This window comes from Pseudomonas sp. DWRC2-2, assembly GCF_049897885.1.
In the GTDB taxonomy this organism is placed as follows: domain Bacteria; phylum Pseudomonadota; class Gammaproteobacteria; order Pseudomonadales; family Pseudomonadaceae; genus Aquipseudomonas; species Aquipseudomonas azotoformans_A.
Genome location: NZ_JAFCXD010000011.1, coordinates 26,353 through 46,523 on the forward strand (window position 1 = coordinate 26,353; position 20,171 = coordinate 46,523).

The following is a 20,171-nucleotide window of genomic DNA, read 5'->3' on the forward strand; positions in this document are numbered from 1 at the left end:
AAGGAGTGTTCCCTTACTGTATTCAGTCAATGAATTGACTATGGTGCGGAGGTGGCATGCTAGACAGGTTAATGAGTCTTTTCTTCGGCATTTTATTGACGTTCCTTGTCTGAACACTCGGTCATTAGCTGTGTTTTTGAGTGTAGGAACAAATGTGAGATTTTTCCTGCTTAATGGAAAAACCTTTTTCGAAACGAGGTGGGAAAGGGGGACAGGGAGGGATTGGCAGGGCACGCTAAGTGCCCCACCTGCGGGATTTTCGCCGGATCAGAAGTTGCCTTTCAAACTCACGGTGAAATTACGCGGTTCACCGTAGAAGTTGCCCCAGGAGGCGGTACCGACGGTGTTGTAGTAGCTTTTATCAAACAGGTTATTACCGTTGAGCGCGACCGTCCAAGTGTCGTCGATGCGGTACGCCACGCGTGCGCTCCAGGTCGCATAACCGGCCTGTTCGAGCTTGATGCCCTGCACGCGGTAGTTGCTGCTTTGTGCATTGACACCGGTGCCTACGCTCCATTTCGACAACGCGCCGTCGAGCTGGTAGTCACCCCACAGCCGTAGCATGTGCCGAGGCACGTAGGTGTTGGACACGCCACCTTCTTTAGTGGTGTCGAGGGTGTTCAGGGACTGGGTCTGGGTGTAGGTGTAGCCGCCGAATACTTGCAGGCGTTCGAGCACTTCACCGCTGATTTCGGCCTCCACGCCCTGGGCGCGCACTTTGCCTTTGTCTGTGTAGCAATAGCCATCGGCGGAGGTCGGGCAGAAACTGGCGTAGTCGGTTTCGGCGCCGTTTTTCTCGATGGCGCGGAACAGGGCCAGGGAGCTGTTGAGGCGCCCATCGAACCATTCGCCCTTGATGCCCAGCTCGTAGTTGTCACCGATCTTGGGTTTGAGCGCCGCGCCATCGGCGGTGGCGTAGGAACTTTGCGGCTGGAAGATATCCGCGTAGCTGGCGTACACCGACAGGTGCTCATCAAGGTCATAGATCAGTGCGGCGAACGGCGTGACCTCGCCGGTTTCCTTGCTGTGTGCATCCTGCAGCGACCACTCGCCCCAACCCAGGTTGTAGGACTCGCGGCGGTTGTCGTACCAGCTCACACGGCTGCCCACGATGAACATCAACGGCTCGGCCAGACGCAGGCGCAAGGTGGCGTAGGTGCCGTATTGCGTGGCGGTTTCCTTGACCGTGCCGCCGCGGTACATGTTCGGCCAGAAGGTGTTGTTGGCCGGTTCCGGGAAGTGGTGGTCGGGCTGATAGATGTTTTGGCGCTTGGGCAGGTTCTGGATCGCGTAGACGTCGTCCTGGGTGCCACGGCTGCCGTTGGCGCCGAGGATCAGTTCATGCTCCAGGCCGAAGGCTTCGAACTTGCCGTCGATATAGGCGTCGAGGCCGTAGTCCTTGTGGTCGTAGTCCATCAATGCGGCGTAGGAGTTGGCGGTGGGCGCCGGGTCGCCGTGGTTGACGGTGCCTTCGCTGGCGGCATATTTGGTGTCTTGCAGGTTGCGGCTGTGCACCGCCGCGACCTTGAGTGTCCAGTCATCGTTGAAGTGGTGGGTCACGTCAGCGAAGAACGTGGTGCGCCGGCTTTGCCAGTCGTTCCAGGATTGGCCCAGGCAAGTCGAGCGGCTCAGGTTGGCGCTTTTGCCGTCGGCGTAGCGCGGCAGGCCACCCCAGCACGGGCTGGCGTCGACATCTTCGTAGCTGGCGCCGACGCCCAGGGTGGTGTCTGGCGTGAGGTCAAAATCCAGCGCGCTGTAGAATGCCTGGTCATGGCGCTTGGCGATGTCCATGTAAGAGCCGCGAGTCTGCTGGCTCACCGCCGCGCGACCGCGCAGGGTGCCGCTGTCATTCAGCGGGCCGCCGGTGTCGACATCGGCGCGGTAGTTGTCCCAGGTGCCGGCGGACAACGACAGGCTGGTGGTGGGCTTGGCCTGGGGCCGCTTGCGCACGAAGTTCACCGCACCGCTGGCGGTGCCGGCCCCCTTGAGCATGCCGGCGGCGCCCTTGAGCACTTCCACACGGTCGTAGATCGCCATGTTCGCACTGAAACTGTCGGCCTGGACGTAGTCCTTGCCCATGTCCAGGGGCACGCCGTCGTATTGGTATTGGCCGAGCATTTTGAAGCCTCGGGAGTAGAAATACTTGCCGCCCATGGGTGATTCGTAGGAGGTGATGCCGGGCGTGCGTTCCATCACGTCATCGATGGTGGTGACGTTCTGGTCGTCCATGAATTGGCGGGTCATCACACTCACCGATTGCGGGGTTTCCCGCAGGCTGTGTTCGCCCTTGCCGATGGTGACCGCGCCGGTAGTGTAGGAACCGGTGCCGTCGGTGGTGGCGCCCAAACGTTCGCCGTTGATCAATGTGGCGCCCAGGTTCAGTGTGCTGGCGTCGCCTGCTTGCGGCAGCAGCATCCAGGTGCTGTTGCCTTGGCGTTGGGCTTGCAGGCCCTGGCCGCGCAGCAGTTGTTCGAGCGCTTGCTGAGGATCAAAGCGTCCATTGAGGCCCGAGCTGGTTTTACCGGCCACGCTGGTGGCGTCGTACGACAGGCTGATGCCGGCCTGACGGGCGAACTGGTCCAGCGCACTGGCCAGGGCGCCGGAGGCGATATTCCAGTCGCGGGCCTGGGTGTCGTTGGCCGGTGTTTCGGCCATCACGGCCAGTGGCAGGGCGCCGCTCAGGCAGACGCCAAGCAAGGCGGCCTGGACCGCGCGCTTGAGGGGGGAACGTGGGGAGGGGAACGCTTGCATGACCGCGGAATGCTCCTGAAGGAAGTGGACAAAACCGGCCTGTTGATCGGCCTTTCCTTACAGGTCGAGCGGCAATGAGTATTCACCTCATTTATTTTTTTAAACAATCACGCGCGCGGTGAAACGGTCACCCAATAGCGGCTTCGGTAAGTGACATCGAGCTTGAGCGATTGCGCCACCAGGCCCAGCACCTGGTCGGTGTCGTCCAACTGATAAGTCCCCGACACCCGCAACCCGGCCACTGCCTCGCTGCAGCGCAACACGCCGTTGCGGTAGCGGGCCAGTTCGGTGAGAAAGTCGTCCAGGCGCATGTTGTGGGCGCTGATCACACCCTCACTCCAGGCCCAGGGGTCCAGGCCGTTGGCGACCGCCGGGCGAATGCCGCTGCGGTTGAACACCACCGTTTCGCCGGGCTTTAAGACCTGGCGTGCGCTGGCCGCTTGGCTGTCGGCAAATACCGCCACCGCGCCTTGCTGCACGGCAAGCAGGGTGCCCTGGGCTTCTTCGCGCACCAGGCATCGCGTGCCGAGGGCGCGCAGGTAACCGTCGCGGGTCTGGACCCAGAAGGGGCGGTTGTCGGTCCCGGTGTTCACCACGATTTCGCCCTGGCGCAACTGCACCAGACGTCGTTCTGTGTTGAACGACGCATCGATCGCGCTGGCGCTGTTGAGCTGGATTCGGCTGCCGTCGCTCAATGCCACCCAACGTCGTTCACCGGTGGCGGTGCGGTAGTCGGCCATCAAGGCGGGCAGGGGCGTGTAGTCGCGACCGAACCAGGTCAAACCGGCGGCGCCGACCACCAGGCCCAGCAGTTTCAAGCCTTCACGGCGACTGATGCGTTGACGTGCTCCACGCAGTGCATGCCGGCCGACCTGGGCCGGTAGTTGGCTGAAATCGTCATTCATCGCCGCCACGCGCTGCCACACCCGTTGATGTTCGGCGCTGGTGTGCAGCCAGCGTTCGAACGCGACCGTGGCGGCGTCGTCAGCGACATTGAAACGCAGGGTGATCATCCACTGAATGGCCTGGTCGACCAGTTGCGCGTCAGCCTTCGACATAACGCAACCGGTAACACGCGTGCAGGGCTTTGGACAGGTCGCGCTCCACCGTGGCTTTGGACACGCCGAGGCGCAGGGCGATCTGTGCACACGTCAGGCCGTCCAGTTGCGCGAGCAAAAAGGCTTCGCGCACGCGCGGCTTGAGCTGGTCGAGCAGGCGGTCGATGCGCTCCAGGCTGTCGAGGATCAATAGGCGGGTTTCTTCCGACGGCACCTCGACTTGCGGGAAATACGCGAGGCTTTCGAGGTAGGCGCGTTCCAGTTCACGGCGCCGGTATTGGTCGATCATCAGGCTGCGGGCGATGCTGCTGAGGTACGCGCGCGGCTGCTGCAAGGTTTGCTGGCGGCGTGCATTGAGCAAGCGCACGAAGGTTTCCTGGGCCAGGTCGGCGGCGTGTTCACGACAGCCCGTGCGGCGGCTCAACCAGCCGCGCAGCCAGGCATGATGGGTATGGTAGAGCTGGCCGATGGCGGCGTGGTCCAGTGGGTGATCGCTCGACATGGGCATCCTGGCGCAACTATCTTAATTGATAATGTTTCGCATTCTAGTCGTTGGTCGTGGCGATTCGCAATTACCTGAGAAGAATGTATCCAGCACAATTTTTTGTCCGCTTAACGTGCACGGACTAATCTGCGGACTTTCCCGGTGGAGGGCTTGAGCATGATCGACCTTGCGACCCTGGCGGTATTTTCCGGTGCGGTGCTGTTGTTGCTGTTATCGCCGGGGCCGAATATGGCCTTCGTGATCAGTCATGGCGTGACCCACGGCTGGCGCGGTGGGATGGCGTCGGCCTTGGGCATCGGCGTGGCTGATCTGCTGTTGACCGCCTTGACTGCCACCGGGGTGACGGCGTTGGTTGCCAGCTGGCCGCCCTCATTTGACCTGATTCGGTATGCCGGGGTGGTCTACTTGCTGTGGTTGGTGTTCAAGACGGTGCAGAAAAATGCTGGAGGCGACGCTGTGCAGGTCAGTCGTGTGCCCTTGGGGCGGGTGTTTCTGCAAGCCATGCTCAACAGCTTGCTCAATCCCAAGGCTTTGCTGTTTTTTCTGGTGTTCTTGCCGCGGTTTGTAAGGCCGGAGGCGGGGTCTATTGCGGTGCAGTTGATGGTGCTGGGGGGCGTGCTGACCTTGATTGCAGCGGTGTTTCATGTGCTGCTGGGGGTGTTTGGTGGAGCGCTCAGCCGGTTTTTTGCCAGGCGCTCGAAAGGTGCCTGGCTGCAGAAGTGGGGGTTGGCGACGGTGCTGACGGTGCTGGCGGTGCGTTTGGCGGTGATGTCTCGGCCATCCTGAGTACATATCCGTTACCCAAATAACGGATATGTCCCCGACCCGACCCAAACATCGCTTTTGCAGTATCCACAGGTGCTATGCCGAATCACCCCAACCGAGCCGCAGCCCGCGCAACGATCTCCCCACGCACCCTGCGCGATTCCGCCGTGCGCTTGTTGGCTTCCTCCAACACATGCTTGGGCGCCGTGTCCGGACGCCCGGAATCGAACGGCGGTGCCGGCGCATATTCAATCTGCAACTGCACCAGCTGCGCCGCCGCTTCGCTGTACAACTCGCCCGCCAACGTCAGGGCGAAGTCGATGCCAGCCGTAATGCCGCCACCGGTCAACAGGTTGCCGTCGCGTACCACGCGTTCTTGCACCGGGATCGCACCGAGCGGGGCGAGCAGGTCGTGATAGGCCCAGTGCGTCGTCGCCTTGCGCCCGCGCAACAAACCGGCGGCGCCGAGTACCAGCGAGCCGGTGCACACCGACGTCACATAGCGCGCGGTCTGAGCTTGAACCTTGAGGAAGTCCAACGTCAGCGGATCTTCCATCAGCGCCCCAACACCTGAGCCTCCGGGCACGCAAATCACATCCAGGCGCGGGCAGTCGGCGTAGGTCATGGTCGGTGTAAACACCAGGCCGGTGCTGGAAGTGACCGGTTCCAGGTCTTTCCACACCAGGTGCAACTTCACATCCGGCAACGAACCCAACACGTCATAAGGACCGGTGAGGTCCAGTTGCTGGATGCCGGGGAACAACACAAAGCCAATCTGCAAGGTCATGAATAGCGCTCCGTCAAAGGGGTGGACGGCTTCACTTTAGAGGCCTAGGCTTTGGCGAGTACGCCATTGAACCCACGAATCACGCCAATCATGCCCAGAATCGTCCACGTACTCGCTTTCGATAACGCCCAGGTGCTGGATGTCACCGGGCCGTTGCAGGTGTTCGCCTCCACCAATGACCTGGCGCGTCAACGCGGCCTGCCGTTGCCCTACGCCGTGTCGGTGATCGCCGCGCAAGCGGAGCCGGTGATGACGTCGGCTGGCTTGGCACTGCTGGCCCAGCCGCTGCCCGCCGTCGATGCATCGTGCGATACGTTGGTGATTGCCGGTGGCTGGGGCGTTTACGGCGCCGCCGAAGACCCGGCGCTGGTGGAGTGGGTGCGCGAGAAAGCCAGGCATACCCGGCGCATGACCTCGGTGTGTACCGGCGCGTTTTTGCTGGCCGCCAGCGGCATGCTCGATGGCTGTCGCGTAGCCACCCACTGGACGCGTTGTGAAGAACTGGCGCGCAAATTCCCGGCGTTGACGGTGGAGTCCAACCCGATCTTTATCCAGCAAGGCGCCGTCTGGACATCCGCCGGCGTCACTGCTGGCATCGACCTGTGCCTGGCGCTGGTGGAAGAAGACCTGGGCCGCGCCGTGGCCCTGGAAGTGGCGCGGCACCTGGTGGTGTTCCTCAAGCGTCCCGGCGGCCAGTCCCAATTCAGCGTGACCCTGTCCCTGCAAAAAGACGACAGCCGCTTCGCCGAACTCCACGCCTGGATCGCCGAACACCTCACCCTGGATTTGAGCATCTCGACCCTGGCCGCCCAAGCCGGCATGAGCGAACGCAGCTTTGTACGCCACTACCGCGCCGAAACCGGCCAGACCCCGGCACGCGCCGTCGAATTGATCCGCGTCGAAACCGCGCGCCGGCAGTTGGCTGACAGCGCAGTCTCGATCAAACGCATCGCCGTGCAGTGTGGCTTTGGCAGCGAAGAGACCCTGCGTCGCAGCTTCCTGCGCGCCTTGTCGGTCACACCCCAGGCTTACCGCGAACGCTTTTCGCCCAGCAATTCCAGCAGTGCGTCGAGCGTGGCCTGCGGCGCTTCCTGAGGAAAGTTGTGGCCCACGCCGGGGAGTACCTGGCGTCGGTAAAACCCGCTGAAATGCTCGACATCATCATCCACTTCAGGCGGCGGGCCCACGCCATCATCGGCACCGCACAGCGAAATGCTCGGCACCGAAATCGGCGGCTGCAACGCCAACGCCTGTTCAAAGGCTTCCAGCGCCGGGTCACCGGGCGCATACATGAAGCGGTGGCGATAGGAGTGAATCACCACCTCGACAAAATCCGGGTTATCGAACGACGGCGCCGTCTGGTCATACAAGCTCGGCCCCTCTGCCCAGGAGGGCGACCAAAGCGCCCACAGTAACTTGCACAGTTCGCCACGGTTGGCGGTCAACCCGTCTACGCCGCGTTGGGTATGGAAGTAGAACTGGTACCACAAGCGATGCTCCGTCACAGGCGCCCGTGGCATGAGGGATTTGGCAATGTCCTGGATGTTGTAGCCATCCCCGGTCACCAACCCGCGCACCCGCTCGGGCCATAGGGCCGCAACGATGCACGCGGCTCGCCCACCCCAGTCGTAGCCGGCGAGGGTGGCCTGCGGGATCGCCAATGCATCCATGAAATCCAGCAGATCCTTGCCCAACGCCGCCTGCTGCCCGGAACGCATCACCTGCTCGTTAATAAACCGCGTCGGGCCGTAACCGCGCAGGTACGGCACCAGTACCCGGTAACCACGCTCGGCCAGTACCGGCGCAATCGCGTCATAGCCGCGCGGGTCATAGGGGAAACCATGCAGCAGGATCACCGGCTCACCGTCGAGGGGGCCGTGGGCTTCGTAGGCGATATCGAGCATGGGCGTGCGTACGTAGAGCAGTGGGGCGGTAATGGTCATGGTGAGCGTTCATCGGCTTGCCAGAGAGACTGGAACTCTAGTCGAAAGCCGTGACGGGTAGGGGTGGGATTTGCGGCAGTGGGCTTACTTGTCTAGGCCGAGCTGGCGCAACCCGATGCAATTGCCCCACGGATCGCGCACCTGGCAAATCCGATCCCCTCCTTCAATCGCCATTGGTCCGCGATACAGGATTGCCCCCAGTTTCTCCAGCCGTTGCACTGTTTGTGGCAAGTCTTCTACCCGCCAATACACAACCGACCCCGCGGCTCCGCAGGCGACCTTGCTATCGGCGTTGACGATTTCGATAGCCACGCCCTCTACATCCAGATGGCCAAAATCATCCGGCTGGTGGTAGATGCGTGTCGCCAGTGGAAAGGCCGCGCAGTACCACTGCGTGGCTACGCGCCAGTCCGGGACATGTATGAGCACGGAGACAATAGGTTTCAACCGAACAACACCTGCTGCCAATGGGTTTCGCTGATGATTGCGATGGGCACACCGCTGTTTCGCAATTCTACGGCTTTTTTGATTTTGGTCCCGTAGGAGCTGTGCAGCCATTGCTCATTACCGATGCTGCCCACCACCAGAAAGTGCACCTTTTTACTGACCGAATTACCGATCACGCCGCCGCGTTCGGTGACGAGCGATTCGCAGTCTTTCCGAGGCCCGTAAGCCATGACCCCTGTAAACAGAAACACCCTATCGAGCCAGTCGAGTTCGGGAATCGGATCATTCAGCGGTAGGCTGCTGACGTTTGCAGTGCGTTGAGGCGCCCCGACGGGAAGCCCTGCAAACTGATGCAGTATTTCCAACAATTCGATTGACTCATCTTCATCCAACACTCCATCGCTCAACATATCAGCGAGGCGTTGGTACAGAATATTCACCACGGGATCTTCCAGATGTACCAGGTGGTTTTCTATCCAGCTCTTGAGAAACTCGGCCTCCAACTGATTGATTTTTCCATCGGCGGTCAAACCGGCGGTGATACCAATCAGAGCATCGGCAGAGCGCCGATCGATCCGTGCCTGATGGAAGAACACGCTTTTTTCGAATTCCTGATGAAGATCGACCATGCGTCCTTGCTCCTTAATTCTTCAGTTTCTATCGTCTGATTGATGTACTTGGCTTTGTCGGGAGTGAAGGTGAGGTTCAACAGCACGGGGGATGCGTGAGGTCATATTCTTTCCTTGAATACCGAATGGAGTGTGCGCTTCAGATACCGCTATATACCTTGCTTTTTCATGTCCGACCATTCTTGCGCCAGTAGCCCCAGCACCTCAAGGTCATGCCGCTGGCCGTTCCAGAATCCGGCTTCTCGCAGTTTTCCTTCGACTTTGAAGCCCAGACGCTCCAGCAACGCGCGGGACGCGTGGTTGTGTGGATGAACCAGCGCTTCGACACGGTGCAAGTGCATCTGCATGAAACCCCATTCCAGTGTGGCGCGCAGGGCTTCGCTCATCAGGCCTTGCCCTCGGAGGTCGGGTGCAAGCTCGCAGGCCAGCGCGCAACTGTTCCATCCACGGTTCCACTTGAATAAGCCACAACTGCCGATCAGCCTGCCCTCGAACTCAAGCCCCCAGCGAGTGCCCGGATTAGGCTGGGTACGCCATTGGGTAAAGGTCTCGATCAGGGCTTGTGCCTGGCTGATTTCGGTCATCGGGTCAGCGCCGAACCAGCGCATGCTGTCGCTATCGCGGTAGATGGCGAATAGCGCCTGGGCATCTTGAGCCACTAATTCCCGCAACTGCAGGCGTGGCGTGCGCAGGGTAGGGAAGGGGGTCATAAGGTGGCAGCGACCTGGTCCCGATCAACCACTTGCCCAAAATGATGCCGCCACAGATCCACCCCCAACTGCCCCGACCGATCCAGCGACGAACCCATCGTCAGGTCGCTGATCAAGGTCGGCTGCAATCCCGCGTCAAACAACGCAAACCCGGCCGCCAGCACGCAGGTGTCGGTCTGGATACCACACACCAGCACGCGTTGCGGCGCGAGGCTTTTGAGGTAGGCGACGGTCTCGGGTGTTGGCGCATAGCCGTGTTTGATAAAGATGCGATCGGCGGCCACCAGGCTCTGGTCGTTCGGCGCCGGTTGCCAGCCGAGTTGCCGGGCGAAGGGCGTGACGCTCTCGTCGTGGCGCTCCACGGTGGCGACTGACGGCATACGCCCCAGCAGGGCGTTGATGCCGTCCACCAGCCACGCGGGCGGGTTGAAGGAGGGTTGCACATCGATGATCAGCAGTACCTGGCGCATGGCGTTCCTGTCCGTGGTCGAGGGGCTGCCCATTGTGCACAGGCCACTTCAGGGTTGCCAGGTGGTTTTCTCCCCGCTGAGTTTACGGTCCAGGAACGTCGCCGCGCTGATCAACGCCAGGTGACTCAGGGCCTGGGGCGTGTTGCCCAGGTGGCGGGCCTGGTTGTCGAACTCTTCGGCGTACAAACCCAAGGGGTTGGCGTAGCGCAGCAGTTGCTCGAATTCCAGGTGGGCCTTTTCCACTTGTCCGGCGCGGGCCAGGCATTCGACGTACCAGAACGAGCAGGCCGCAAATGCGCCTTCGGTGCCTTGCAGGCCGTCGATCTGGCTGTCGTCGTTGCGGTAGCGGTAGACCATGCCGTCGCGCACCAGGCTTTCCTGGATGGCTTCCAGGGTCGAGAGCCAGCGCGGGTCGGTGGCCGCGACAAACCTCACCAACGGCATCAATAGCATCGAACCGTCGAGCGCGGTGGTGCCGGTATGCTGCACGAAATGCCCGCGCTCTTCGTTCCAGAAGTTGCTCCAGATGTCGGCGTAGATCGCTTGGCGGGTCTGGTCCCAGCGTGCGAACGGCGCCGGCAGCGAACGTTTGGAAGCCAAACGGATGGCGCGATCCAGCGCTACCCAACACATCAGTCGTGAGTGCAGGAAGTGATGCTGCTCGCCGCGCATTTCCCAGATGCCCACGTCTTTGGTGTTCCAGATTTCACAGACTTGATCAGCCACCTCCACGGTGTGTTTCCAGCCTTCATGGGAGATGGCCTCGCCGTATTTGTTGACCAGGTACACCGCGTCCATCAGCTCGCCATAGATGTCCAGCTGGATCTGGTCGAAGGCTTCGTTGCCGATGCGTACCGGCTTGGCGCCGCCATGGCCGCTGAAATGTTCCAACTCGGCTTCCGGCAGTTCCTGGCGACCGTCGATCCCATACAAGATGTTGATCTTGGTCGGTTGGCCACAGCAGTCGCTCACGCGGCCTTTGAGCCAGCGCATATAGGCGTTGGCTTCCTCGACAAACCCCAGGCGCATGAAGGCGTAGACGGTGAAGGATGCGTCGCGGATCCAGGTGTAGCGGTAGTCCCAGTTGCGTTCGCCGCCCGGCGTTTCCGGCAGGCCGAAGGTGGCGGCGGCGATGATCGCGCCGTGTTTGCGCGACGTCAGGAGCTTAAGCGCCAGGGCCGAGCGGTTGACCATTTCGCGCCAGCGCCCACGGTAGTTCGATTGCGCGATCCAGCCGCGCCAGAACTTCAAGGTGTGGGCCAGCGCCAAGTCGGTGCAGCTGCTGTCCACCCGTTCATCCTCTTGGCCGCCGAGGACGAATTCGGCACCTTCTTCCTGCTCCAGGGTAAAGCTGGCCACGGCGGCACCGTCTTTGATCTGCAGTGGATGGCTACTGGACAAACGCAGGCCGGGTTGGCCTTCGGCGCTGAAGCACACCGTGCCGTTGTCACGGGTGGTCTGGGTGGGCGTGCGCGCATAGTCATGGCGCACCGCACAGCGCAGATGAATGTCGGCCTTGCCGCTGACCACCCGCACGCGGCGGATCAACAGCGGCAAGTCGTCGATCTCTTCGCTGATGGCCAACAGGTCGGTGATCTCTACCACGGCCTCGTCGCTGAGCCAGCGGGTTTGCAGCACGTTGGTGTCGGGCAGGTAGATCTGTTCGCGGCGCGCGTTGGGCAGGTCCGGTGTGAGTTGGAAAATGCCGGCGTCGGGGCTGTCCAGCAGCGAGCAGAAGATAGAGGGGCTGTCGAATTCCGGCCAGCAGAAGAAGTCGATACTGCCTTTGTCGTTCACCAATGCCGCACTGCGCATATCGCCAATGATGCCGTGGGCATCGATGGCGCTTTGTGGTTCGTTCAGATCAACCATTGCCACGGAACTCCGGATACAGGCTCATGCCGCCATCAATAAAGAGCGTACTGCCGACCACATAATCGGACGCATCGCTGGCCAGCCACACCACCGCGTTGGCGACGTCTTCCACGTCGCCGATCCGCCCGTAGGGAATCAACTTGAGCAGCTCTTGTGCTGCCGCGCCTTCGGTGGCGGCTCGGTTGATCGCGGTGCGAATCGCCCCCGGCGCAATGCCGTTGATGCGGATGCGTTGCTCACTGACTTCCTGGGCGAGGGTGCGCATCAACATCTCCACGCCACCCTTGGACGCTGCGTAGTTCACGTGCCCGGCCCAGGGGATCAGTTGGTGCACCGAACTCATGTGGATGATTTTGCCCGCCGCCCGCGACACGCCTTCGCGCACGCCCTGGCGGTTGAAGAGGCGCACCGCCGCGCGGGCACACAGGAATTGGCCGGTGAGGTTGACGCCGATCACCGCATTCCAGTCATCCAGGCTCATGTCCACCAGGTTGGCGTCCTTCTGCATCCCAGAGTTGGCCACCAGGATGTCCAAGTGGCCGAAGGCATCGAGGGTCTGGGCAAAAAGCCGTTCTACCTCTTCTTCTTTAGCCACGTTGGCGCCGATGGCAATCGCCCGGCCACCCTCGGCTCTGATCTGTTCTGCCAGTGCCTCGGCCGGCGCGGCCTGGCTGTTGTAATTCAGCACTACCGCCGCTCCGGCTTGCGCCAGAGCCTTGGCCGCGCCGGCACCGATTCCGGAACTGGCACCGGTCACCAGCGCCACTTGTTGCTCCAACGAGATACGCATTGCTCACCGACCTTGAATTCGCGAGTTCAAGTAGCTGACTGATCGCGCGCAAGGGAAGTTCACCCGTGTGAAATTAGCGACTACAACCATGGTGAAAAATGGAATAACAGAACTATAAAAAATAACCATAAGATACTAAAAAACCGCTCAAAAGCGTTTGACAGGCTTTTTCGCCGCGTGTCTTATAGGCACACATCAACCCGCTCCGTTGGTAGTTCGGAAGTCATCGCGGGGCCACCTATAAGAGATTTCTATGTGCCTTTCGGCCGATATAGGGGAACTACCAGTTCAGGTAAAAGCAGCGGCCTTAGTTGGCGTGCCTAAGTTAGTTATCTTCGATTGCGACGGTGTTCTGGTCCAAAGTGAAGAAATAACCCTGTCTGTATTGATTTCCATGCTTAATGCCCTGACTCAGGGCGACACGCTGCTTGATGTCACACGTTTTATCGAACACTTTCGTGGGCGCAAGATTGCTGAGTGTTTGCGCGAAGCTGAGGGATTATTAAATGTCAGTGTGGACGACGCGTTTGAACAGCGTTTTCGTGAGCGGGCGCTGCACGCACTGACACTCAGTTTAAAAGCCACGGATGGAATGTTGGAAGTCCTGGAAAGTTTGGACGTGCCTTATTGCGTTGCTTCGAGTGCGCCACGCAACAAGATAGAGCATTGCTTGCGCCTGGCGGGACTGTTTTCTTATTTCGAAGGGCGAATATTCAGCTGTTATGAATTGGGTAGTTGGAAACCTGATCCCTTGGTGTTCCTGACGGCCTGCCGGACTTACAGCATTGATGTGAGTGATGCGCTGGTGGTGGAAGACAGTGTGACGGGTATCCAGGCTGCGGTAGCGGCCAATATAAAAGTGTTGGGCTTTGGTCCTGCGCATCGGCACTCGCAGTTGGCCGCGGCAGGGGCATTGCCGATTGCCGACATACGTGAAGTATTGACCATTTTTAATTGACTCAGGGAGGAGGCGTCGTGAATACACTTGGTTACCTGGAACGGCTCAAACGCAACGATCAATCTTCGCAAGTGTGGTGGGATTCATCGCCTGCCGTCTACCTGCCGTATAAACAACACCTGCTGGAAAAGTACCCGGCGGCCGCGACCTATATCCAAGCGTTGATGCCGGATGAGTTCTCCCAGCCCTGGGGCTTGTGCAGTGCGACCACTAACCCTCGGTTGGTAACGGCTGTCATCCTCGAAAAGCGCGAGTATTGGTCTTCACGTTTCAACCTGGTCAAGCTGTCGCCTAATGAGTTGCGCAAGCAGCTGTACAACGAAGTCATCGTCGAAGGGGCTGCCACGCTCAAGTCGCGGTGGGTTCAATCGGCACAGGCTGAAGGTTGGATTTCTGCCCAGGTTGACCCGGTGGACGTGCGTTGCACCGAGCGCATGACCACCCGAGGGTTGGAACTGCAGCGCCTGGCGCCGAACGTGATGGTCAAGGTGCCGGGCAGCCTGGAAGGGATGGCCACCGTCGAGCAACTGGTGGCTCAGGGCGCTTCGATTAATATCACTTTTTGCTTCACGGTTGCCCAGTTCCAGGCCGGTATCCAGGCCATCGAGCGTGGCAGGGCGACGGCGCGCAGCAACGGTATCGACACCAGTCGCTGCAAGTACGTGATCACTTTCATGATTGGGCGTTTCGCCTGCCAGCCCGAGTTCACCCTGCAGGCTGCCGAGCGTGGCCTTGTCTTGAGCGCCGATGATCTGCGTTGGGCCGAGTTGATGATCTACGAACAGATCCAGGCGTTGGTGGCAGCCTCGAAGGTGCCGGTCAAGACTCTGCTTTCCAGCATAAAGGTCGATGTGGACGAACGGGGCAACAAGCATTGCTGGCACTTGGAAAAGACCGGGCAAACCGCGACCTGCTACACACTGACGCCGGACGTAGTGGAGTTCCTGATTGAGCGCGAAAGCCACGGCAAACCGGTCGTACCCGCGCAAGAACCCCAGAAACCCCCGGCCTCGACCTTCGCGAAGCTGATCCGTATCCCGTATTTCTACGAAGCCTACTTTGTCGATAGCATCGAACCGTACGACTTCGGCAACCATGAAGCCTTTATCAACGCCTGCAATGAAGCCAATAGCGCGCACCGGCGCCTGGCGGATTACTGCGTTCGGCTCTGCCCCGTGACGACACCGTTCAAGCGCGCATTCAACGCATTGCTCGCCGCTGAATTTGGGGTGATCGCATGAACCGGATGATCGGGTTGTGGGCCCACCCACGTTCGCGCTCCACGGTGCTCGAACGCGTGTTTATCGAGCGGGGCGATTTTGAGGTCTTCCATGAACCTTTTGCGCACATGGCGTTTTCCGAGGACTCGGCGATTCCTTCGGATGAGTGGGATCACAGTTTGCCCACGACTTACCCAGGTATAAAAGAATATCTACTGAATGCCCGTGAGCGTGCGAACGTCTTCCATAAAGACATGTGTTACCACTGTTTGGACGATTTGAAAGTTGATGTTGGCTTTCTCGCGCAACAGGACAATATCTTTCTGATTCGTGAACCTGCCAGCAGTATTATTTCCCATCATCGGGTGCATCCCGATATGCCCTTGCAGGCCATTGGGCATAAAGCACTGTATGACATATTTTGTGTGGTCACCAAACTGACCGGCAAAGTGCCCTATGTGATCAATGCGGATGATCTGGCCGCAGAACCAGAACGAGTGATCCGTAAACTCTGTGATCATTTGAATATAGAGTTTCTGCCACACGCCATGACATGGAAACGTGAGTGTCCCCAACAATGGAAAACGTGGCGTAGTTGGCATGTCGACGCGGAAAACAGTGAGCGGATTGTTTCTCCAGATAATCCGCACGTTGATATCAAGCTATTTGATCAATATCCGAATTTAAAGGCGATGTACGAGTATCACCGTACGTATTACGCGCGCATGAATGAATTTTGCCAATAGGGATTGTTGTATGAAAAAGTTGATTGTTACCGGAGCGGCCAATGGAATTGGTCGGGCGACTGTGGAACTGGCGATTCAACAGGGTTATTTCGTTATCGGTGCGGACAAGGATGCCGAGGGTCTGAAAGTGCTGCAAGGTGTCTATGGCGCTGACGTGTTTGAAGCGCATATTGCTGACTTTTCGGACATGGCCGTTATCAAGGGCTTTATTCCAAAACTGTATGAGCGGCATCCAAGTATTTACGGTTTGGTCAACAACGCCGGTATTTATCACGGTAAAAGTGTCTACGCCTACTCCGATGAGCAGATCGACGAGATCCTCACCGTTAACCTCAAGGCGCTGGTCTACCTCTCCAAAGACTTTGCCGAACGGGAGATGAAGCGCGAAGCCCCGCGCAGCATCGTCAACATCGCTTCAGTGGCCGGTGAAGTGGGCAGTTGCGACGCGCTCTACGGCGCCACCAAGGCCGCGGTGATCGGCCTGACCAAGGCCAACGCCTGGAACTTCGCGCCGTTCGTGCGGGTGAACGTGGTGTCCCCGGCGCTGATCCATGACACCGCGATCTACGGCACCATCCCCGAATACCGACGCGCCGAGTACGCCCGCCAGGAAGTCCTCAAGGACCCGATCCTGCCCAGTGGCGTGGCCGAGGTCATCTTGCTGCTGGTGGGTGATGCGATGCGTCACATCACCGGCCGTGTGATTCCGGTCGACAACGGAGCCTACCCACGATGAGCCTTCCGGTGCGCAAGAAAAAGCTGCTGCTGGTAGGCGCCGGCAACCTATGCCTGCAGATCCTGAAGATTCTGGGGCCGAAAAACGCGTTCGACTTTGTGGTGTTGGGGCGCAATGAAGAAGCCACGATCCGCTTGTGCAACCTGGTGACGTTGTCGTGTGCGCAGTTGGGCCAGTTTATCGACATCAAGCCCGTGGTTGCCGACCTGACGGATATCGGCAGGGTCACGCAGCTGCTACGTGAAGAAGCCCCGGATATGCTGGTGAACTGCGCGTCGCTGCAGTCCTGGCGGGTGATCACCGGACTGCCCAAGCTGTCGTTCGAGAAGCTCGACCAGGCCCAGTTCGGCCCCTGGCTGCCCATGCACCTGACGTTGATGCATTGCCTGATGCGGGCGGTGAAAGCCTCTGGCATCACCACTAAAACCGTGAATGCGGCGTTCCCGGATGCGGTCAACCCGATCTTGGCGCGCATCGGCCTGGCGCCGGATATTGGCGTGGGTAATGTGGCCAACCTGATTCCAGCGGTGCGTTTCTCCATCGCACGGTTGCTCGAATGTGCGCCTGCGGATGTGCAAGTGCAGCTGTATGCCCAGCATTACTTCAGCCACTACGTGCCGCGTGGTGGGTTACCTGCGCGGGCCAGCTACCGTCTGTTGTATGAAGTGCGTGACCGGCCAGAGGTGGTGCGTCTGCCGGCCGAGGCGATTTTCTCGACGGTGAAATCCGAGTTCCGTCGCCTGGGCGGAGTGGACGGGCAGTTCCTCACCGCCTGCTCTGCCGTCACGGTCATCGAAGGGCTGTTCTCGCCCGTGCCGGTCCTGGTGCATGCGCCGGGGCCTCTGGGGCTTCCGGGTGGGTATCCGGTGCGGCTGCACGATGGGCAGATCCAGGTGCAGTTCTCCGACGCCTGCCCACAGGATGAGGCGGTGCGCATCAACAGCATCTGCCAGAGCCAGGATGGCATCGACGAAATCCATTGTGATGGTTCGGTGACTTACAACCCGCAGTGCATGGCTGTCATGCAATCGATGCTGGGGTATTCCAAGAACACCATGTCCATCGAGCAGTCCGCCGAGTTTGCCCGCGAGCTGGCGAGCAAGTACCTGTCCTTCAAAAATTCAACCTGGTAGGTGTGTGATGAATCAGATATCGGGGCGCAAGCACAACGAAGTCGCCAGTTATGCCAAGCAGTACTCGGAGGATTTCGTCGAGCGCTGGGATGAATTGATCGATTGGGAAAAACGCAAAGCGGGGGAGGACGGGTTCTTCGAAAACCTGCTGCGCAGCCACGGCGTGCGGTCGGTGATCGACGTGTCGACGGGCAGCGGCTTCCACGCCGTCCAACTCAAGCAGGCGGGCTTTGAGGTGGTGGCCACGGACGGCAGCAGCACCATGCTGACCAAGGCGCGGGCGAACTTTCGCAAGCATGGCTTGGACATTCAGTCCCATTACCGCGACTGGCACTCGCTGGACTCCCAGGAACTTGGCCAGTTCGATGCGGTGGTGTGCCTGGGCAGCTCGTTGTGCCATGTCTTCGCTGCCCACGATCGGTTGCGGGTGCTGACGAAGTTCAGGGCCTTGCTCAAGCCGGGCGGCTTGCTGATCGTGGACCAACGCAATTTTTTCGCCATTCGTGCCGGCAACTACAAGGCCAGCGGCAATTACTATTACTGCGGTACAAATGCTTCGGTCAGCCTGGGAGAGGTCGATGAGCACCTGTGTGAGTTCATCTATTCCTTTGATGACACGGAACAATACCGGCTGCAGGTGTATCCCCTTTTGCCGGGCGAGTTGAAGGGGGAAGTGCTCAAGTCCGGGTTTACCGACCATGAGAGTTACGGCGACTTCGAACGTGACTACGACATGATGGATTGCGACTTCGTCATCCACACCGCGCGCGCCGAATAAGGAGGGTTTGATGAGTACACTCGTACAGAGCAATGCCCGGCCACTGGACAGCATCGTGCTGGCGGTGGTCCTCACCGGGTTCGTGGCCAGCACCTATGGCTTTGGCGTCTACCTGTTCGCCAACCTGGTGGTGGACATGCGCCGCGACATCGGTTTTGACTACACCACGGTGGGCTTGATCACTGGCGGCGCGCAGATTGGCTTCCTGCTGTTTTCATCGGTGACCAGTTATATCAGCCGGTTTTTCGAGGGGTGGAAAATCAGCCTGGTGTCGACGGTGATGACGTCCCTGGCGCTGCTGGGGTTGAGTGTCAGCAACAGCATCTGGTTGTCGGGGGCGCTGTTGATCCTGCTCGGTGGTTGTTCCGCCTCGGTGTACATCCCGTTGGCAGAGATCGTCACCAAGGGCTTCAGTCCCGGTAATCGCTCGCGGGTCATGGGGCTGATTTCCAGTGGCACCAGCTACGGCGTATTCATCAACGGTTTGCTGGTGTCGTTCCTGACATTGAATGGTGGCTGGCGCTCGATCTGGCTCACCGCCGGCCTGATCTCGGTGGCCCTGTGCGTGGTGGCCTGGTTTCTATTGCGTAACTTCGCTGCGAGCCAAGACACCGGGTTTTCCGGGGAACGCGCCACCGCGTTTGACAGCCACCAGCCCTGGCTCAGCCGCTCGTTGTACCTGACCTGGGCCATCGCCTTTCTCAATGGCATGGCGTTGCTGCCGTTCCAGACGTACCTGGCGCCGTTCCTGCGCGATGAATTGGGTGTGTCGGTACAGGATGCCGGGTTTATCTGGACCACCATCGGCGCGGTGGGCATGGCGTCGGGCTTCCTGGTGGGCTGGATTGCCGACAAGGTCGGGGTGCGCGCGTCGCTGGCGATGTGTTTCCTGAGTGCGGGGCTGGCTGCCACCCTGGTATTCAGTTTCAACAGCCTGCCGTTGTTCTACCTGGCGGCATTTTTGTTTGCGTTGGCGTTTTATCCCATCTTCGGGCTGGTGCCCAGTTACATCGGGCAGATCGTCCCGGTCAGTCGGCTGACCCAGGCCTTTGGCATTGCCAACGTGTTGATCGGCCTGGGAGGCGTGTGCGGCAATTTCCTGGGCGGATTTTCCAAGGACCTGACCGGGTCGTTCTCGACCGTCTACTGGGTGGTGGCGCTGTTGTTGTTCGTGCAATGCGTGATGGTGTTCCTGTTGGGCAAACAGCCTGTTTCGGTCAAGGAGGGTGAACAGTCATGAGTTATTTTCCAGACACGCCGCACCGGAACCTGCACGCGTTTGCGTTCAGTCACCGCTCTGGCATGAAACATAACCCCGTGGTCATCTGGATGACCGGCCTCTCCGCGTCCGGCAAGTCGACCATTGCCGATGCGTTGGACAATGCCCTGCAGGAACAGGGCCGGATCACTGCCATTATCGACGGCGACTCGGTGCGTGGCGGGCTGTGCCGAGACCTGGGTTTTACCGACAGCGACCGTGACGAGAATATCCGCCGGGTCGCCGAAGTGGCGCGGTTGATGCTGGAGGCAGGGCTGATCGTGATCGTGGCGCTGATTTCTCCCTCGTCGGCCAGTCGGCACTACGCGCGCTCGATCATCGGCAATGAGTTTTTTGTTGAGGTGCATGTGGACGCGCTGTTGGAAACCGCCGAACAACGTGACCCCAAGGGCCTGTATAAAAAAGCCCGTGCGGGGTTGATCAAGCACTTCACTGGCATCGACTCCCACTACGATGTGCCGGTGTTTCCGGAAGTGCACCTGGATACCCAGGCGCTTTCAGTGGAACAGTCGGTCGCGACGATTCTTGATTGGATCGCGCATAACGACGATCGCACTTAGCCGTCTGTCTTTGCGCAGGGATGACAGTGTC

The 20,171-nt window shown here is 59.8% G+C and carries 21 protein-coding genes; 10 read left to right on the forward strand and 11 right to left on the reverse strand.

Features of this window, described 5'->3' with window-relative positions; translation table 11 throughout:
- Window positions 1-267 precede the first annotated feature (267 nt).
- The 3 genes from ACP7EW_RS29265 to ACP7EW_RS29275 form a co-directional block, all read right to left on the reverse strand.
- Window positions 268-2,751, reverse strand: coding sequence for a TonB-dependent siderophore receptor (locus tag ACP7EW_RS29265; RefSeq protein ID WP_426221611.1), 2,484 nt, complete (start codon window positions 2,749-2,751; stop codon window positions 268-270).
- A 107-nt stretch (window positions 2,752-2,858) separates the two neighbouring features.
- Window positions 2,859-3,809, reverse strand: coding sequence for a FecR domain-containing protein (locus ACP7EW_RS29270; RefSeq protein WP_426221612.1), 951 nt, complete (start codon window positions 3,807-3,809; stop codon window positions 2,859-2,861).
- Window positions 3,796-4,311, reverse strand: coding sequence for a sigma-70 family RNA polymerase sigma factor (locus tag ACP7EW_RS29275; RefSeq protein ID WP_426221613.1), 516 nt, complete (start codon window positions 4,309-4,311; stop codon window positions 3,796-3,798). The genes ACP7EW_RS29270 and ACP7EW_RS29275 overlap by 14 nt, the downstream gene beginning before the upstream one ends.
- 159 nt (window positions 4,312-4,470) lie before the next feature.
- Here ACP7EW_RS29275 and ACP7EW_RS29280 point away from each other — a divergent pair, with 159 nt between their 5' ends.
- Window positions 4,471-5,100 carry a LysE family translocator gene (locus ACP7EW_RS29280; protein WP_426221614.1) on the forward strand — a complete coding sequence of 210 codons (630 nt, stop codon included), beginning with the start codon at window positions 4,471-4,473 and terminating at the stop codon, window positions 5,098-5,100.
- Between the two features lie 85 nt (window positions 5,101-5,185).
- On the opposite strand, the gene inhA is transcribed toward ACP7EW_RS29280, so the two are convergent.
- The gene (gene inhA / locus ACP7EW_RS29285; RefSeq protein ID WP_038845009.1) at window positions 5,186-5,866 is read right to left on the reverse strand and encodes an isonitrile hydratase; all 681 of its coding nucleotides are present in this window, start codon (window positions 5,864-5,866) and stop codon (window positions 5,186-5,188) included.
- Window positions 5,867-5,956: 90 nt separating this feature from the next.
- Here inhA and ACP7EW_RS29290 point away from each other — a divergent pair, with 90 nt between their 5' ends.
- On the forward strand, window positions 5,957-6,961 hold the full coding sequence (locus ACP7EW_RS29290) for a GlxA family transcriptional regulator (protein ID WP_426221615.1): 1,005 nt from the start codon (window positions 5,957-5,959) through the stop codon (window positions 6,959-6,961).
- Here the strand turns inward: ACP7EW_RS29290 and ACP7EW_RS29295 are convergent.
- The 7 genes from ACP7EW_RS29295 to ACP7EW_RS29325 all read right to left on the reverse strand — a co-directional run bounded on the left by ACP7EW_RS29295 (window position 6,895) and on the right by ACP7EW_RS29325 (window position 12,730).
- The gene (locus ACP7EW_RS29295) at window positions 6,895-7,809 is read right to left on the reverse strand and encodes an alpha/beta fold hydrolase (RefSeq protein ID WP_426221616.1); all 915 of its coding nucleotides are present in this window, start codon (window positions 7,807-7,809) and stop codon (window positions 6,895-6,897) included. The two genes, ACP7EW_RS29290 and ACP7EW_RS29295, sit on opposite strands and share 67 nt — an antisense overlap.
- 84 nt (window positions 7,810-7,893) lie before the next feature.
- Window positions 7,894-8,256: a VOC family protein gene (locus ACP7EW_RS29300; protein ID WP_033899695.1), complete on the reverse strand. Its 363-nt coding sequence runs from the start codon at window positions 8,254-8,256 to the stop codon at window positions 7,894-7,896.
- Window positions 8,253-8,885 (reverse strand): BRCT domain-containing protein, encoded by a 633-nt coding sequence (locus ACP7EW_RS29305; protein WP_426221617.1) that lies wholly within the window; start codon window positions 8,883-8,885, stop codon window positions 8,253-8,255. The genes ACP7EW_RS29300 and ACP7EW_RS29305 overlap by 4 nt, the downstream gene beginning before the upstream one ends.
- A gap of 149 nt (window positions 8,886-9,034) precedes the next feature.
- Window positions 9,035-9,595, reverse strand: a complete 561-nt coding sequence (locus tag ACP7EW_RS29310; RefSeq protein WP_426221618.1) for a GNAT family N-acetyltransferase — start codon at window positions 9,593-9,595, stop codon at window positions 9,035-9,037.
- A complete protein-coding gene (locus ACP7EW_RS29315; protein WP_426221619.1) occupies window positions 9,592-10,065 on the reverse strand; it encodes an isochorismatase family protein in 474 nt (157 codons plus the stop codon). Before ACP7EW_RS29315 ends, ACP7EW_RS29310 begins: the two co-directional genes overlap by 4 nt.
- 48 nt (window positions 10,066-10,113) lie before the next feature.
- Window positions 10,114-11,937, reverse strand: a complete 1,824-nt coding sequence (locus tag ACP7EW_RS29320; RefSeq protein WP_426221620.1) for a glycoside hydrolase family 15 protein — start codon at window positions 11,935-11,937, stop codon at window positions 10,114-10,116.
- Window positions 11,930-12,730: a glucose 1-dehydrogenase gene (locus ACP7EW_RS29325; RefSeq protein ID WP_426221621.1), complete on the reverse strand. Its 801-nt coding sequence runs from the start codon at window positions 12,728-12,730 to the stop codon at window positions 11,930-11,932. The genes ACP7EW_RS29320 and ACP7EW_RS29325 overlap by 8 nt, the downstream gene beginning before the upstream one ends.
- Window positions 12,731-12,983: 253 nt before the next feature.
- On the opposite strand from ACP7EW_RS29325, the gene ACP7EW_RS29330 reads away from it, so the two are divergent.
- Genes ACP7EW_RS29330 through cysC form a run of 8 tightly spaced genes read left to right on the forward strand, consistent with a single transcriptional unit; the run spans window position 12,984 to window position 20,140 of the window.
- A complete protein-coding gene (locus ACP7EW_RS29330) occupies window positions 12,984-13,688 on the forward strand; it encodes an HAD family hydrolase (RefSeq protein ID WP_426221622.1) in 705 nt (234 codons plus the stop codon).
- Between the two features lie 17 nt (window positions 13,689-13,705).
- The gene (locus ACP7EW_RS29335) at window positions 13,706-14,929 is read left to right on the forward strand and encodes a transaldolase family protein (RefSeq protein ID WP_426221623.1); all 1,224 of its coding nucleotides are present in this window, start codon (window positions 13,706-13,708) and stop codon (window positions 14,927-14,929) included.
- Window positions 14,926-15,654, forward strand: coding sequence for a sulfotransferase family protein (locus tag ACP7EW_RS29340; protein ID WP_426221624.1), 729 nt, complete (start codon window positions 14,926-14,928; stop codon window positions 15,652-15,654). The genes ACP7EW_RS29335 and ACP7EW_RS29340 overlap by 4 nt, the downstream gene beginning before the upstream one ends.
- A 10-nt stretch (window positions 15,655-15,664) precedes the next feature.
- Complete coding sequence (locus tag ACP7EW_RS29345) at window positions 15,665-16,390, forward strand: SDR family oxidoreductase (RefSeq protein WP_426221625.1); 726 nt, start codon at window positions 15,665-15,667, stop codon at window positions 16,388-16,390.
- Window positions 16,387-17,523 carry a hypothetical protein gene (locus ACP7EW_RS29350; RefSeq protein ID WP_426221626.1) on the forward strand — a complete coding sequence of 379 codons (1,137 nt, stop codon included), beginning with the start codon at window positions 16,387-16,389 and terminating at the stop codon, window positions 17,521-17,523. The genes ACP7EW_RS29345 and ACP7EW_RS29350 overlap by 4 nt, the downstream gene beginning before the upstream one ends.
- 7 nt (window positions 17,524-17,530) lie before the next feature.
- Window positions 17,531-18,301, forward strand: a complete 771-nt coding sequence (locus ACP7EW_RS29355; RefSeq protein ID WP_426221627.1) for a class I SAM-dependent methyltransferase — start codon at window positions 17,531-17,533, stop codon at window positions 18,299-18,301.
- 10 nt (window positions 18,302-18,311) lie between these two features.
- Window positions 18,312-19,541, forward strand: coding sequence for an MFS transporter (locus ACP7EW_RS29360; protein WP_426221628.1), 1,230 nt, complete (start codon window positions 18,312-18,314; stop codon window positions 19,539-19,541).
- Entirely contained in the window at window positions 19,538-20,140 is a 603-nt protein-coding gene (gene cysC / locus ACP7EW_RS29365) for an adenylyl-sulfate kinase (RefSeq protein WP_177111857.1), read from the forward strand. Before ACP7EW_RS29360 ends, cysC begins: the two co-directional genes overlap by 4 nt.
- Window positions 20,141-20,171: the final 31 nt, after the last annotated feature.

Bases quoted from the DNA above. Each gene is read 5' to 3' on its own strand.
- ACP7EW_RS29265 (WP_426221611.1), bottom strand. From the start codon at position 2,751: ATGCAAGCGTTCCCCTCCCCACGTTCCCCCCTCAAGCGCGCGGTCCAG.
- ACP7EW_RS29270 (WP_426221612.1), bottom strand. From the start codon at position 3,809: ATGTCGAAGGCTGACGCGCAACTGGTCGACCAGGCCATTCAGTGGATG.
- ACP7EW_RS29295 (WP_426221616.1), bottom strand. From the start codon at position 7,809: ATGACCATTACCGCCCCACTGCTCTACGTACGCACGCCCATGCTCGAT.
- ACP7EW_RS29355 (WP_426221627.1), top strand. From the start codon at position 17,531: ATGAATCAGATATCGGGGCGCAAGCACAACGAAGTCGCCAGTTATGCC.
- ACP7EW_RS29315 (WP_426221619.1), bottom strand. From the start codon at position 10,065: ATGCGCCAGGTACTGCTGATCATCGATGTGCAACCCTCCTTCAACCCG.
- ACP7EW_RS29310 (WP_426221618.1), bottom strand. From the start codon at position 9,595: ATGACCCCCTTCCCTACCCTGCGCACGCCACGCCTGCAGTTGCGGGAA.
- inhA (WP_038845009.1), bottom strand. From the start codon at position 5,866: ATGACCTTGCAGATTGGCTTTGTGTTGTTCCCCGGCATCCAGCAACTG.
- ACP7EW_RS29320 (WP_426221620.1), bottom strand. From the start codon at position 11,937: ATGGTTGATCTGAACGAACCACAAAGCGCCATCGATGCCCACGGCATC.
- ACP7EW_RS29360 (WP_426221628.1), top strand. From the start codon at position 18,312: ATGAGTACACTCGTACAGAGCAATGCCCGGCCACTGGACAGCATCGTG.
- ACP7EW_RS29280 (WP_426221614.1), top strand. From the start codon at position 4,471: ATGATCGACCTTGCGACCCTGGCGGTATTTTCCGGTGCGGTGCTGTTG.
- ACP7EW_RS29345 (WP_426221625.1), top strand. From the start codon at position 15,665: ATGAAAAAGTTGATTGTTACCGGAGCGGCCAATGGAATTGGTCGGGCG.
- ACP7EW_RS29350 (WP_426221626.1), top strand. From the start codon at position 16,387: ATGAGCCTTCCGGTGCGCAAGAAAAAGCTGCTGCTGGTAGGCGCCGGC.
- ACP7EW_RS29305 (WP_426221617.1), bottom strand. From the start codon at position 8,885: ATGGTCGATCTTCATCAGGAATTCGAAAAAAGCGTGTTCTTCCATCAG.
- cysC (WP_177111857.1), top strand. From the start codon at position 19,538: ATGAGTTATTTTCCAGACACGCCGCACCGGAACCTGCACGCGTTTGCG.
- ACP7EW_RS29290 (WP_426221615.1), top strand. From the start codon at position 5,957: ATGCCCAGAATCGTCCACGTACTCGCTTTCGATAACGCCCAGGTGCTG.
- ACP7EW_RS29330 (WP_426221622.1), top strand. From the start codon at position 12,984: ATGTGCCTTTCGGCCGATATAGGGGAACTACCAGTTCAGGTAAAAGCA.
- ACP7EW_RS29325 (WP_426221621.1), bottom strand. From the start codon at position 12,730: ATGCGTATCTCGTTGGAGCAACAAGTGGCGCTGGTGACCGGTGCCAGT.
- ACP7EW_RS29340 (WP_426221624.1), top strand. From the start codon at position 14,926: ATGAACCGGATGATCGGGTTGTGGGCCCACCCACGTTCGCGCTCCACG.
- ACP7EW_RS29275 (WP_426221613.1), bottom strand. From the start codon at position 4,311: ATGTCGAGCGATCACCCACTGGACCACGCCGCCATCGGCCAGCTCTAC.